The organism is Nonomuraea fuscirosea, assembly GCF_003001935.1.
GTDB lineage: Bacteria > Actinomycetota > Actinomycetes > Streptosporangiales > Streptosporangiaceae > Nonomuraea > Nonomuraea fuscirosea.
Genome location: NZ_PVNG01000044.1, coordinates 1 through 12,308, shown reverse-complemented (window position 1 = coordinate 12,308; position 12,308 = coordinate 1). Strand labels below are relative to the sequence as shown.

Annotated in this window: 12 protein-coding genes and 1 pseudogene; 10 read left to right on the top strand and 3 right to left on the bottom strand. The window is 65.8% G+C overall.

Annotated elements, in window-relative coordinates:
* Positions 1-128 precede the first annotated feature (128 nt).
* The 3 genes and pseudogenes from B0I32_RS53785 to B0I32_RS60715 all read left to right on the top strand — a co-directional run.
* Positions 129-938, top strand: a complete 810-nt coding sequence (locus tag B0I32_RS53785) for an SAM-dependent methyltransferase (RefSeq protein ID WP_106253049.1) — start codon at positions 129-131, stop codon at positions 936-938.
* 200 nt (positions 939-1,138) lie between these two features.
* Entirely contained in the window at positions 1,139-2,398 is a 1,260-nt protein-coding gene (locus B0I32_RS53780; RefSeq protein ID WP_106253047.1) for an IS701 family transposase, read from the top strand.
* A 226-nt stretch (positions 2,399-2,624) separates the two neighbouring features.
* Positions 2,625-3,618 (top strand): annotated as a pseudogene (locus B0I32_RS60715) (transposase); the annotation flags it as partial.
* A gap of 499 nt (positions 3,619-4,117) precedes the next feature.
* On the opposite strand, the gene B0I32_RS53765 reads toward B0I32_RS60715, so the two are convergent.
* Positions 4,118-5,371 carry an IS630 family transposase gene (locus B0I32_RS53765; RefSeq protein ID WP_106253042.1) on the bottom strand — a complete coding sequence of 418 codons (1,254 nt, stop codon included), beginning with the start codon at positions 5,369-5,371 and terminating at the stop codon, positions 4,118-4,120.
* Positions 5,372-5,519: 148 nt separating this feature from the next.
* On the opposite strand from B0I32_RS53765, the gene B0I32_RS53760 reads away from it, so the two are divergent.
* Positions 5,520-6,917 carry an IS701 family transposase gene (locus tag B0I32_RS53760; RefSeq protein ID WP_219912508.1) on the top strand — a complete coding sequence of 466 codons (1,398 nt, stop codon included), beginning with the start codon at positions 5,520-5,522 and terminating at the stop codon, positions 6,915-6,917.
* A 95-nt stretch (positions 6,918-7,012) separates the two neighbouring features.
* Positions 7,013-7,144, top strand: coding sequence for a hypothetical protein (locus tag B0I32_RS61295; protein ID WP_281262691.1), 132 nt, complete (start codon positions 7,013-7,015; stop codon positions 7,142-7,144).
* Between the two features lie 310 nt (positions 7,145-7,454).
* Here B0I32_RS61295 and B0I32_RS59365 read toward each other — a convergent pair whose 3' ends face one another.
* Positions 7,455-7,649 (bottom strand): hypothetical protein, encoded by a 195-nt coding sequence (locus B0I32_RS59365; protein WP_219912507.1) that lies wholly within the window; start codon positions 7,647-7,649, stop codon positions 7,455-7,457.
* A 66-nt stretch (positions 7,650-7,715) separates the two neighbouring features.
* On the opposite strand from B0I32_RS59365, the gene B0I32_RS53755 reads away from it, so the two are divergent.
* The 5 genes from B0I32_RS53755 (at position 7,716) to B0I32_RS53735 (ending at position 11,328) form a co-directional block, all read left to right on the top strand.
* On the top strand, positions 7,716-8,717 hold the full coding sequence (locus B0I32_RS53755) for an ATP-binding protein (RefSeq protein WP_219912506.1): 1,002 nt from the start codon (positions 7,716-7,718) through the stop codon (positions 8,715-8,717).
* Positions 8,714-9,112 carry a roadblock/LC7 domain-containing protein gene (locus B0I32_RS53750; protein WP_106253040.1) on the top strand — a complete coding sequence of 133 codons (399 nt, stop codon included), beginning with the start codon at positions 8,714-8,716 and terminating at the stop codon, positions 9,110-9,112. Before B0I32_RS53755 ends, B0I32_RS53750 begins: the two co-directional genes overlap by 4 nt.
* Complete coding sequence (locus B0I32_RS53745; RefSeq protein ID WP_106253039.1) at positions 9,109-9,465, top strand: DUF742 domain-containing protein; 357 nt, start codon at positions 9,109-9,111, stop codon at positions 9,463-9,465. The genes B0I32_RS53750 and B0I32_RS53745 overlap by 4 nt, the downstream gene beginning before the upstream one ends.
* On the top strand, positions 9,443-10,045 hold the full coding sequence (locus B0I32_RS53740; RefSeq protein ID WP_106253037.1) for a GTP-binding protein: 603 nt from the start codon (positions 9,443-9,445) through the stop codon (positions 10,043-10,045). The genes B0I32_RS53745 and B0I32_RS53740 overlap by 23 nt, the downstream gene beginning before the upstream one ends.
* Positions 10,046-10,185: 140 nt before the next feature.
* Positions 10,186-11,328 carry a cytochrome P450 gene (locus B0I32_RS53735; RefSeq protein ID WP_106253036.1) on the top strand — a complete coding sequence of 381 codons (1,143 nt, stop codon included), beginning with the start codon at positions 10,186-10,188 and terminating at the stop codon, positions 11,326-11,328.
* Positions 11,329-11,909: 581 nt separating this feature from the next.
* Here the strand turns inward: B0I32_RS53735 and B0I32_RS53730 are convergent.
* A partial coding sequence (locus tag B0I32_RS53730; protein ID WP_181308820.1) for an ATP-binding protein occupies positions 11,910-12,308 on the bottom strand: 399 nt, incomplete at its 5' end.

Here is a 12,308-nt window from a genome sequence, read left to right as displayed (position 1 = left end):
CTATGGCAGATGATGATCACTGCATGAGCCTGCTGGGGCCTGAGCGGGTGTCAGGTGGCGGCCACGGGCCGATTCCAAGCCGTTGACTAAATTGCCAGCAAGGCGGCGTGATCCATTAACCTTCGTCCATGGACCTACCGGGCGTTGACCCGAGCGTGCCGAGCGCGGCACGCATCTACGACTATTTGCTGGGTGGTAAGGATCACTTCGCTGCCGATCGCGAAGCCGCTGAGGCCGTTCTCAAGTCCGTGCCGAATGCGCGCCAGAATGCCCGGGCCAATCGGGCCTTTCTGAGTCGGGCCGTACGCGCTCTCGTCGAGGCGGGTGTGCGGCAGTTCCTTGATCTCGGAGCGGGGCTGCCGACGCAGGAAAACGTTCATCAGGTTGCTCAGCGCGCGGCGCCAGATTCACGGGTGGTCTATGTCGACAACGATCCCGTGGTGCTTGTCCACGCCCGTGCCCTGCTCGCCAACAACCCCGGCACCGTGGTCGCCCCAGCCGACCTCCGCGACCCGGTCGCTCTCCTCAACCACCCCACGGTGCAAGGTCACCTCGACTTTACCCAGCCGGTAGGAGTGCTGCTGCTGGCCATCCTGCACTTCATCCCCGACGACCAGGAGGCGAGCCGGATCGTCGCCGAACTCCGTCACCCTCTGGTGCCCGGCAGCCATCTGGCCATCTCTCACGGCCATCCCGGCGAGCTGACCGGAGATCTAGTCGAAAAGGGTCGCGAGCTGTACGGCCGCACCCGGCAGGGAGCGGTTGTCGGCCGCACCCGCGCGGAAATGGCCGCCTGGCTGGAGGGCTTGGAGCTCTTGGCCCCGGGCATCGTCCCGGTGCAAGGCTGGCATCCTGAGGACGACTTCGACCCTATCCCCGGCCCGGCGGAACCCGGCGTCTTCGGCATGGTCGCGAGGGTGCCCTCACGAGAGGTCTGAAGATCCGAAGATCGATTCGTACACCACGTCCGTGAACGTGACCTGGCTGTTGGCCGGGCCTGTCCCACTATCCGGAACCTATCTTCTCCTGACTTGCACCTACGCGGAGCCGCCTCGTGGATCCGAAGCCTCCGACCAGTCGCTTTGTACAGACCCTAGTAGTACTTTGTTAGTTCGTGTCCTTGTGAGACGGTCGTGGCATGACTCCGGCGGAGCTGGCCGATGTCCGTGGCCGTCTTGAGGACTACGCGGGTGAGGTGTTCACCTCCTTCGCGCGTCGGGAGCAGCGGTCCAACGGCGGGTTGTACCTGCGAGGGCTGATGCTGGACGGGCGGTGCAAGTCGATGGTGCCGATGGCGGAGCGGCTGAGGGTGGATCATCAGCGGCTGCAGCAGTTCATCACCTCCTCGACCTGGGATTACGTGGCGGTACGGCGATGTCTGGCGCAGCGTGCGGTCAAGGTGGTGGCGCCGCAGGCGTGGGTGCTGGATGACACCGGGCATGTGAAGGACGGTGACGCCTCGCCTGGGGTGGCCCGGCAGTACACCGGGACCGCGGGGAAGGTGACCAACTGCCAGATCGCGGTCAGCGTGCATGCGGTCACCGATGCCTGCTCGGCCGCGTTGAACTGGCGGCTGTTCCTGCCGCAACGCTGGGACGACGCGCTCACCGAGGACAAGAGTGAAGCCGCGGCGATCGCCGAGCGGCGACGGCGATGCCACGTCCCCGAGGAGCAGCGTCACCGTCCCAAGTGGCGGCAGGCTCTGGAGATGCTCGACGAACTGGCCGCCTGGGGACTGGTACCACCGCTGGTGGTGACCGACTCCGGCTATGGCGATGTGACCGCGCTGCGGCTGGGCTTGACCGGGCGTGGCCTGTCGTATGTGGTCGCGGTCAAGGGTGGGACCAGCGCGTATGCCGCCGATGTCGTGCCCGAGACGGTGCCCTGGTCCGGCAACGGCCGTCGCCCGGTGGCCAAGTACCGCAGTGCTCCGTCCAGCCTGCGCGAGCTGGCCCTGGCCGCCGGACGGCGTCGCCTGCGCCGGGTGAGCTGGCGGCAGGGCACCAAAACCAGCAAGGACAACCCGGCCGCCACGATGCGCTCACGCTTCTTGGTGCTGCGGGTACGACCCGCCAACAGTGACATTCCCCGTGATGGTGACGGGCATCTGCCTGAATGCTGGCTTCTGGCCGAATGGCCTCCCGGCGAGAGCGAGCCCACCGGCTACTGGCTGTCCACCCTGCCGGCCGGCATCCGGCTGCGGGACTTGGTCCGCCTGGCCAAGATCCGCTGGCGGATCGAGCACGACTATCGCGAGCTCAAGACCGGCCTGGGGCTGACCCACTTCGAGGGGCGCTCCTGGAACGGCTGGCATCGGCATATCACCTTGGTCTCGGCGGCCCACCTGTTCCTCACCGAACTGCGGTTGACCAGCCCAGAAGTGGGCGGCGCGGGCTGACCTTATACAAGATCTTGGCCGTTCTCCAGGTGTTGTTAGCCACCTGGAACGGACGCTGCCCAACCTGCCATCAGCGCCCACCCTAACGAACTAACAAAGTACTACTAGGAATGTTCTGAAGATCTTGAGGGTCTGGCCAGGGGGAGTTTCGGGATTCAGACTCGGTTCATGATGGGTCGTCGGAGGGTTCCGGCCGGGGCCTGAGGTGGGGGTCGTGTGCCAGGAGATGATCCCGGCCGGGAGCGTGTTAGCGTTCCTGGCCGAACACCGGCAGGCGTTGTTCCCGCCGCAGGCGTTCGCGGACATGTACGCGCCGGTCAACGGGCGGCCGTCGGTGCCTCCGGGGCTGCTGGCCACAGTCGTGGTGCTGCAAGCACTGCATGGGCTGTCGGATGAGGAGGCGGTCGGAGCGCTGCGGTTAGATCTGCGGTGGAAGCCCGCCTGCGGGCTGGGCCTGTATGACCAGGGGTTTGATCCGTCGTTGCTGACCTACTTTCGGCGTCGGCTGGCCCGCTCATCAGACCCGGACCGGATCTTTGCGGCCGTGCGCACCGTGGTGGAGCAGACCGGGGTGCTGGCCGGCCGGGCTCGGCGGGCGCTGGATTCGGCGGTGCTGCTGGATGCGGTCGCCACCCAGGACACCATTACCCAGCTGATCGCCGCGATCCGCCGGGTGGCCCGTCAGGTGCCGGGCGCGAGCGCTGGTGGCGGCGCACTGTCGCGCCTGCGACTACACCGACCCGGGACAGCCGAAGATCGCCTGGGATGATGAGGAAGCCAGGAACGCCCTGGTGAGCGGGCTGGTCACCGACGCGCTCGCCCTGCTCGACCACCTGGCCGGTCAGGACCTGGACGAGGCCGCCGAGCACGCGGTCGGCCTGCTGGCCCTCATCGCCGGTCAGGACGTCGAATCGGCCGACGACTCTGACAGCACCGACGGACGGTGGCGGATCGCCCGCCGCACCGCACCTGACCGGATCATCTCCACCGTCGATGCCGAGGCGCGCCACATCCACAAGACCCAGCAGCAGCGTGACGACGGCTACAAGGCCCACCTGGCCGTCGAGCCAGAAACCGGCCTGTTCACCGCCGTCGCCCTGCGGTCCGGCGCCGGCGCCGCCTATCACGAGGCCGCCGTCGCCCCCGGCCTGCTCGCTCACGAGCGCGGCCAGCTGCACATCCTGGCCGATGCCGCCTACGCCACCGCGGAGTTACGCGCCGCCACCGGCGAACTGGCCTTTCCCTACTGCTACCGGCCAGCCGGTCAGCCGGCCACCCTGGCCCGCCTCATCGCCGCTGCCGGGTTGAGACGGCCGGTAAAGGAGAGCTTCCAAGCCGGCAAGGACCTGTTCGGCCTGGACGAATCCCAGGCCCGTCTCCATGAGGCACTACTACGGCACCTCGTGCTGATCATGGCCGCCCTGGCCGTCTGCGCAGTCACCGCCGCCGCAGCCCGGCATGGAACCGACACCCAGACCGGCCACCCCACCCATCCCGACCAAGCACCGCCTGCCGACCCGGCCTGATCCCACTGACGGTCGCCGAGATCAAGCGCCTTTCAACGCCGTCCCCGGACATCCACCGACGCTGTAACACACCCTCCACTGGTCGACCTGGCGACGTCGCCATCAAGCCCGCGCCCTCTGGTTCCATCACCGAACCCGCCTGACCACCGCCTATCTCCAGGTCAACCAACGAATAGCGGCCGCCGTACTAGTGTCATGCGCCTGAAATTCGTCGGCAATATTTAGCGAGGGATTCGAGGATCTCTTCGGCGGTCTTGGTCCAGACGAACGGCTTGGGATCGTCGTTCCACTGATCCATCCAGTCGCGGATGTCTTTCTCCAGCGCTTGGACGCTCTTGTGGACTCCGCGGCGGATCAGCTGGTCGGTCAGATAGCCGAACCAGCGCTCGACCTGGTTGATCCACGAAGAGCCGGTCGGCGTGAAATGCATGTGGAAGCGGGGATGGCGGACCAGCCAGGCTTTGATCGCCGGGGTCTTGTGGGTGCCGTGGTTGTCGCAGATCAGGTGGACGTCCAGCTCGGCCGGGACCGTCTGGTCGATCGTGATCAGGAACTTCTTGAACTCGGCGGCGCGGTGCTGACGGTGCAACTCGCCGATGACGCTGCCGCCGGCGACGTTGAAGGCGGCGAACAGGCTGGTGATCCCGTTGCGGACGTAGTCGTGGGTGCGCCGCTCGGGCATGCCCGGCATCATCGCCGGCACCGGCTGAGACCGGTCCAAGGCCTGGATCTGCGATTTGTCGTCCACGCACAACACCACCGCCCGCTCGGGCGGGTCGTGATACAGCCCGACCACGTCCACGACCTTCTCCACGAACAACGGATCCCTCGACAGCTTGACGGTGTCGGCCTGGTGCGGCTTGAGCCCGAAGTCCCGCCAGATCCGCCCGATCGTCGACTTGCTCAGCCCGCTGCGCTTGGCCATCGAGGCCCGTGACCAGTGCGTGGCGTTCTTCGGCGTCTCCTCCAAGGTCGCCACCACCACCTGTTCGACCTGATCCAAGGTGATCGACGGCGGCCGGCCCGGACGCTGCTCATCGATCAGCCCGTCCAGCCCTAACCGCAGGAACCGATGACGCCACTTGGAGACCGTGTCGGGGTGCACCCGCAGCTCAGCGGCGATCTGCTGGTTGTCCTTGCCGTCCGCGCAGCCCAGCACGATCTTCGAGCGCATCGCCAGGACCTGCGCGGACTTGCTCCTTCGCGCCCATCGCTGCAACACCGCCCGCTCGTGATCGGTGATCGTCAACTCCGCCTTGGGCCGCCCGGTCCGGACCTCATCCATCAAGGCGTCCAGCCCGTCCCGGGCAAAAGCCGCACGCCACTTTCGCACCGTGCCCACGGCTATCCCGAGTTCCCGCGACACCTGCGCATTGCCGGCTCCCGGCACCGCGCACGCCAACACGATCTTCGCCCGGATAGCCGGCCTCGACGATTCCACCGACATGCCGATCAGCCGAGCCCGCTCAGCTTCCGTCAGGTGAATCTCTACCGCGGCCGGTCCTCGATGCCCCATACGTACCGGTAGTCCGTTAGATCAAGATTGTGGCTGGGCAGGATGGTGTCGCGGGGGCTTCCGAGGAGGGAGCCAGGCGATGACCAAGCCCAAACCGGTTCCGGCCGCGCCAGGGGCGCTGGAGGGGTACGCGGCCAGGTTCGATGGTCTGTTCACGCATCTGGGGCAGCGGCGCGGGTTCCGTGAGTATGTGACGGGGTTACTGGCGCCGCGGGAGCGGAACAAGACGGCTGCGGCGTTGGCCGGGGCCGAACCGGTGGCCGGGTCCAAGAGCGCGGCAGCGCAGCGGGTGCAGTATTTCCTGTCCGAGTCGTGCTGGGATCCCGAGCGGGTCAATGCTCGGCGGCTGGAGTTGCTGCTGGCCGAGGCTGCGACCGCGCCCCATCCGGATGGGGCGCTGGTGATCGATGACAGCGGGGATCGTAAGGACGGAAGGGCCACCGCGCATGTGGGCCGCCAGTGGCTGGGCCGCCTCGGCAAGACCGACAACGGCATTGTCACGGTGAGCACGCTGTGGGCCGATGAGCGGATCTACTATCCGCTGCATGCCCGGCCCTACACTCCGGCTCATCATTTCGCCCGGGGCAAGTACGACCCGGCGTTTCGGACCAAGTGGCGGATCGCCGTCGAGTTGGCCGGCCAGGCGGTGGCGGCCGGGGTGGCCTTCCGTGCGGTGGTGGCCGACTGCGCCTACGGCGACCTGGACGATTTCCGGGGCGAGCTGCGCCAGGCGGGCACGGGCTGGGTGGTGGCGGTCCGCCCCAAGCGTGGCACCTGGGCCTACGGCCCCGATGCGCACACCCCCCGCGACGCCGCCGCCCGTCTGAGGTGGAGCGGGCCGGAGAAGCCCGGCGACTGGCAGCCGGTCCAGCGCCGTTTCCGAGACGGACACACCGAGATGTGGTGGGCAGCCGAGGCTTCGCTGGGCTTTTGGGGACCTGACCGGCTCACCCGGCTGGTGGTCGCCACCACCGATCCGGCCACCCTGCCGGACAAGGCCACCTGGTACCTGGCCACCAACCTGCCCCGCCCCGGCGGCCCGCACGACCCCGTCTGCGGCGGCGACAGCCCGCATCCACCCGCCGGCCTGGCCGAGATCGTGCGCCTCTACGGCCTGCGGCACTGGGTGGAGCAGGGCTACAAACAGATCAAGGACGAACTCGGCTGGGCCGACTTCCAAGTCCGCTCCGACATCGCCATCCGCCGCCACCAGAGCCTGGTGCACTGCGCGTTCAGCTTCTGCTGGACAACCTGGTTCAGCGACTCAACCTCAGATTCCGCCCCACCTGGACCAGCGTCTGACACCGAGCTCGAGAGGGGGCGGTCAGGCCCGATCCCATCCACACCTCTCATCCTTACCCGCCTCATCGGCACCCAGCTGGCCCCACACGCTGCGCGCCATCCGCAGCTGGCTGACCCCGGCCATCGCGCTGTCACGCTGGTGGAAAGCCTGGTCCACCGCGCCCCCACCACCTGAACTCCAGGCGATGATCGACGCTGTCACCGCAGGTCAAGGCCTCTACCTCTACACGCCACCTTGATTCAACGGACTACCGCTAGAGAGCATCGAACGTGAACGAGCAGGTCCAGCATGCCATGGTTCATATGCCATGGCGGCGGCTCAAGCACTTGCAAGTCGATATTCGGCCATTTTTCGCAGGAAAAATGCACAACTTCATGAATCGCCAAGGACTGCTCGCATGAGGCCGGCGCTCCAGCAGCTGCGAGAGGATCAGTTGGAGCGAGGTGGTGACGATTTCAGTCCCGTCCCAGCGTTCCGGCTGGACGTTGCATGATCGGGCAATGCGCTTAAGAGGACTCACATAACGAAATGTGCATAAATCCCTCCGCAGTTGACGCGATGGCGCCATGGCGTGAGATGCGACGGTAGATTTTGGCTTCCATGGGTACCGATTGCCCTGCCCTGGAGGCGGATCCGCTGACAGTTCCGCGCTGCTTTCTTCGTTCCCGCTCTGTTGGACATGGATGTGAGGATCTGATGCCATCGTCCCCACTAGGAATCCTGATTTGGTGCATAGCGGCCTGCGCGCCCGTGGCTGTGGCGCTGGCTGTCCGCCAACGACATGCCGCCGATGCCCTGCAGCGGCAGAACTTCGCACTTGCGGGCCGAATCCAAACCCAGACTGAGGCGATCAGACACCTTGCGCAGGTCCGGCTCCCAGCATTGGGCCAGGGTGTGCTCCCGCACCCAAGCTCCACCAAGTCCTGGGATGACGTGTTGGCCGGATCGGATGTCCAGCACAGCCTGGAGGTCGTGGCGCAGCAGTACGCCCGGGGAATCGCCGAAGCCCATGGCCATGCGAACAAGTCGGCGCGAGCGACGCTGATGGCGGCGATGCGCGCGCTCCAGGCCTTGGCCAGCGAGCAGCAACTGTCGATCTCCGCCATGCAGGAACGGCATCACGATCCCCAGGTCCTGCACGATCTGATGGACATCGATCACAGCAACGCGCAATTCGGCCGCCGCGCCCAGGTCATCGCCGTCTTGTGTGGTGCTTGGCCGGGACGGCAACGAGCCGCCTCGAGTCTGGAAGACGTCGTGCGCGGGGCCACATCGAGAATTCGCGACTACCTACGCGTCACGGTCCGCTGTCAGTTGCAGATGGAACTGACCGGCCGGGTTGTCGAGCCGGTTGTCCTGGTGGTGGCAGAACTCTTGGACAACGCTGCTCGGCACTCCCACCCCACGACCAAGGTTGAGGTGAACATCCAGCAAGTACACAATGGCGCAGTCATCGTGATCGACGACGGTGGCGTGGGGATGCACCCGCAGGAGACGCAGCAGGCGCGTCTCCTGCTCTCTGGCAATACGGCGGTGGACGTCAGCCGACTCGGCGACCCGCCGAAGTTCGGGTTCCCAGTCATCGGTGTTCTCTCCAAACGCTACGGCCTCTCCGTCTCGGTTGACTCGCAGTCTCCCTACGGCGGTGTGCGCGCGGTCGTGTTTCTTCCACATGCGCTCCTGACCCCGGCGGAGATCGCCGAGTCACCGCCGATGCTTCTGCCAACTGCTACGGCGCCACACGATGACGTGTCCGCTCCCTTGGTCGAGATACCGGTCCAGGGAGGACTGCCCAGGCGTCGTCGTCGTCCCAGCGCCAGCAGTAGCATCGCGGCGAACGAGGAGTCCACCCCACAGTCGCTCCCGGCCCCTTCGGCGCGCTCGGCAGCCGCCAGGATGGGCGCGTTCCAGCGAGGGAGCCGCGCCGGCCGCGCTTCTGCCCCACTCGATCAGGAAGAGCATGGTGAGGAATGAACGACAAGCTTAGCTGGATGCTGGATGATGTCCTGTCCGTTCCAGGAGCTCATCACGCCATCCTCCTCAGTGCCGACGGACTGCTGCGCGCCCACTCAAGTCGCATCAGCCGGGACAAAGCGGAAAGGCACGCAGCCGCGCTCGCCGGGCTGCAGTCGCTCAGTCGGAGCACAGAGGAGTTCTGCACTGACAAGCCGACCTCGTGGCGGCAGACGCTGGTCGAGTTCGCCGACGGCTACGTCTTCGTCATCGCCGCGGGCCCCGGCGCCTATCTGGCCGTATCCGGGAGCGAGGAAATCGACCTCGAGATCATGACCTACCGGATGCACAAAATGGTGGACAGGCTGGGCAAGGAACTGACCGTTCCGCCCCGCACCCCCGGGTTAATCTCATGATCCGGCCCAGGAATGAAGGCGGGTTAGTCAGGCCCTACGTCGTTACCGAGGGACGCTCCCAGCCCACCCGCAACACACTTGACGTCGTTACCCTGGTGATGGCCACCAGGGAGCCGCCGACATCCGTGCTCAACCCCGAGAAGCGCCGGATGCTGGCACTGTGCCGAGCTGGGACGCTTTCAGTCGCTGAGGTTGCGGGGCACCTCATGCTGCCAGTCAGTGTCGCGAAGGTGCTTCTCGCAGATCTCATCGACACGGGACACGTCATCACGCGTCCACCCGCGCCGACAGCGGAACGCGGCAGCGCCGCCCTACTCCAGGAGGTGCTCGATGGACTCCGCGCGCTGGCCTGACGAGGACGCCTATCTCCGCGACACGGTTCAGGCCGCTGTCAAGATATTGGTGGTGGGCCACTTCGCTGTCGGCAAGACCACCTTGATCGGCACATTGTCGGAGATCGAGCCGTTGCGCACCGAAGAGGCCATAACAACGGCAGGATCGGACCTCGACGATCTGAGCGGTATCACGGACAAGAACACCACCACCGTCGCCATGGATTTCGGGCGGATCACACTCAATCCCCGACTGGTCCTGTACTTGTTCGGTGTGCCCGGCCAGCAGCGATTCCAGCGCCTGTGGCACGACATGGCTTACGGAGCCCTCGGAGCGCTTGTCATCGCCGATACGCGCCGGCTCGCTCAATCCTTTCCGATCATGGACATGGTCGAAGAGCAAGGCCTTCCATACGCGGTCGCGATCAACCACTTCGACGGCGCGCCCAACTTCAGCCAGAACGATCTGCGTGACGCCCTCGACCTTCTCGATGAGACACCGATGGTCCTTTGCGACGCCCGCGACCGCGGTTCGGCTACCTCCGCTCTCATCGCCCTGGTGGAGTACCTGTATGCGCGCATGGCTAGGGAACTGGTGTGATGACTCAACCTTCGCTCGGCCACGGACACACGATCGCGTTGCATGGGCCAGAATTCGCCGCTGATCCCGCAGGTATCTATGCCCGCCTACGCCGTCATGGACCTGCCGCGCCCGTCGAACTCGCCCCTGGGGTTCGCGCCATGCTGGTTACCAGCTACCAGGCCGCGCTCTGGGTACTACGTAGCCCGCGCCTGTTCGCCAAGGATCCTCGCAGGTGGCGAGCCCTCGCAGAGGGTGAGGTCCCATCGGACAGCCCGCTCGTGCCGATGATGGGTTACCGGCCCAACTGCCTGTTCGCTGACGGCGCTGCCCATGTCCGGCTGCGCCAAGCGGTAACCGACAGCCTCGACCGAATCGATCCTCACTCTCTGCGGGCTCTTGTCAGCCGAAATGCCGACAGGCTCATCGAGCGGTTCGAGACCAAGGGCGAGGTGGAGCTGATCAGCGGCTACGCATCGGCGTTGCCACTACTGGTGTTCAACGAACTGTTCGGTCTGCCCGACTCTCATGGTGATCACCTGGTCCTGACCATGGCCCGGCTCATCGAAGGCGGCGGCCGGGCCAAGGACTCAGATGCGGAGCTGGGCCGGTACATGGTCCGCCTCATTACGGCCAAGCGGCATCGACCTGGGTCTGACGTGACGTCATGGTTGATGTCCCATCCCGCGGGTTTGACCGACGACGAGATGATCCACCAGTGCACCTTGCTGCTTTCGGCAGGCATAGCTCCGCTGCAGAACCTCATCGCCAACGGAGTGCGACTGCTGCTCTCCGATGACCGATTCGCCGCTGGTCTGATCGGCGGGCGTCTGCCCATCGACGCCGCACTCGATGAAATCTTGTGGCTGGACCCTCCCATGGCGAATTTCGGCGTGCACTTTCCTGTGCAAGACGTCGACCTGGCGGGGATTCTTCTTCGGCAAGGCGAACCGGTGGTCATCAGCTACGCTGCCGCCAATACCGACCCCTCCGTGGCAAAGCCGGGTGGCACCTCAGGCAACCGGGCGCACCTGGCCTTCAGCGCCGGTCCGCACGCCTGTCCCGCCAAGGATCCATCCCGCCTGATCGCCTCGGTCGCCATCGAACGTCTTCTCGACCGTGTTCCGGACTTGGAGATGGCCATAGACCCCGACCAGCTGCAATGGAGGCTCGGGCCCTTCCAGCGCGCCCTTCTTACTCTTCCTGTGAGCTTCACCCCTGTGGATGTCACCAGACCCTCGGATATGAGTGGGCCGTGGACGGCCTGGCCTGCCCATCCGTGGGAGCAGAATTGGCCGTTGTAGACCCGCGTCTGTTCGCTGAGCAGGGCGCTGTTGGCTGGCATCATGCGCAACAGCACGGCGTGGTGGTTGGCGCGGAAGCGGCACAGCGCCTCCTTCAACACGGCGATCTTGCCGCGCATACCCACCCTGGGCCATGCCAAGGGTGTCGTATCTGCTGCATCGGATGGGGCCGGAGCCCGCAGGTGCAGGTGCACCAGGCTGTTGGGCGCGATGAGGAGGTGATCGAGCAGTGGGTGGCCGATATATGGCCGCGGATCAAAGCGACAGTGGCTGAACAGCAGGCGCGGCTGGTTTTCGCCGGCGAGGCGGGACAGAGTCTGCGTCCGCCCATGGCGCGCACCTGGGCGCCGCGCTCGCCATCTGGCGCTGGCCTGCTCTTCGCTGGCCACGGCCTACGGTCGGGCCGCAGGAGCTGTTTACTGGATCAGGTTGTGGCCGGTCAGGTGAAGGTCGAGCCGGCTTCGGCAGGGCCGCTTCGGGTTCCGTGAGCGGCAAGCGCGTCCAGGCGGGCCATGCTGTCCGGGTACGACCTCATCTGGCGAGTCGCGTACGACCTCACGTCCCGAGTTCGGCCGAGTCGATCATGCCACCTCTGAACCTCCCTTGATAGTGGTAAGCCGGTTCTTCAGGCGGTAGCTCGGCCCGTTGATGGACACGACCTCGCAGTGATGCAGGAGCCTGTCCAAGATCGCGGTGGCCAGGACGTCGTCTCCGAATACGCTTCCCCACTCACTGAAAGCCTTGTTGCTGGTCAGCAAGATCGTCCCGGTTTCATACCTTTTCGAGATGACCTGGAAGACGAGGTTGGCGTCGGTGCGGTCCAGCGGCAGGTGTCGGGTCGGAGACGGGACGCCGTGCACCGTTTCGGGTGTCGGTTTTCCCGTCCCCGCCCGCCGAACCGGACGTGCCCGTTGGCCGAGCATCCGGCTCTCCACGTGATCCGATGAGTCAGGCGAGGTATTCGCTGACCTGTCCGACGA

Coding starts and splice junctions, on each gene's coding strand:
- B0I32_RS53740 (WP_106253037.1), top strand. CDS start 9,443: ATGGACTCCGCGCGCTGGCCTGACGAGGACGCCTATCTCCGCGACACG.
- B0I32_RS53735 (WP_106253036.1), top strand. CDS start 10,186: ATGCTGGTTACCAGCTACCAGGCCGCGCTCTGGGTACTACGTAGCCCG.
- B0I32_RS53750 (WP_106253040.1), top strand. CDS start 8,714: ATGAACGACAAGCTTAGCTGGATGCTGGATGATGTCCTGTCCGTTCCA.
- B0I32_RS53745 (WP_106253039.1), top strand. CDS start 9,109: ATGATCCGGCCCAGGAATGAAGGCGGGTTAGTCAGGCCCTACGTCGTT.
- B0I32_RS53780 (WP_106253047.1), top strand. CDS start 1,139: ATGACTCCGGCGGAGCTGGCCGATGTCCGTGGCCGTCTTGAGGACTAC.
- B0I32_RS53785 (WP_106253049.1), top strand. CDS start 129: ATGGACCTACCGGGCGTTGACCCGAGCGTGCCGAGCGCGGCACGCATC.
- B0I32_RS53760 (WP_219912508.1), top strand. CDS start 5,520: ATGACCAAGCCCAAACCGGTTCCGGCCGCGCCAGGGGCGCTGGAGGGG.
- B0I32_RS53765 (WP_106253042.1), bottom strand. CDS start 5,371: ATGTCGGTGGAATCGTCGAGGCCGGCTATCCGGGCGAAGATCGTGTTG.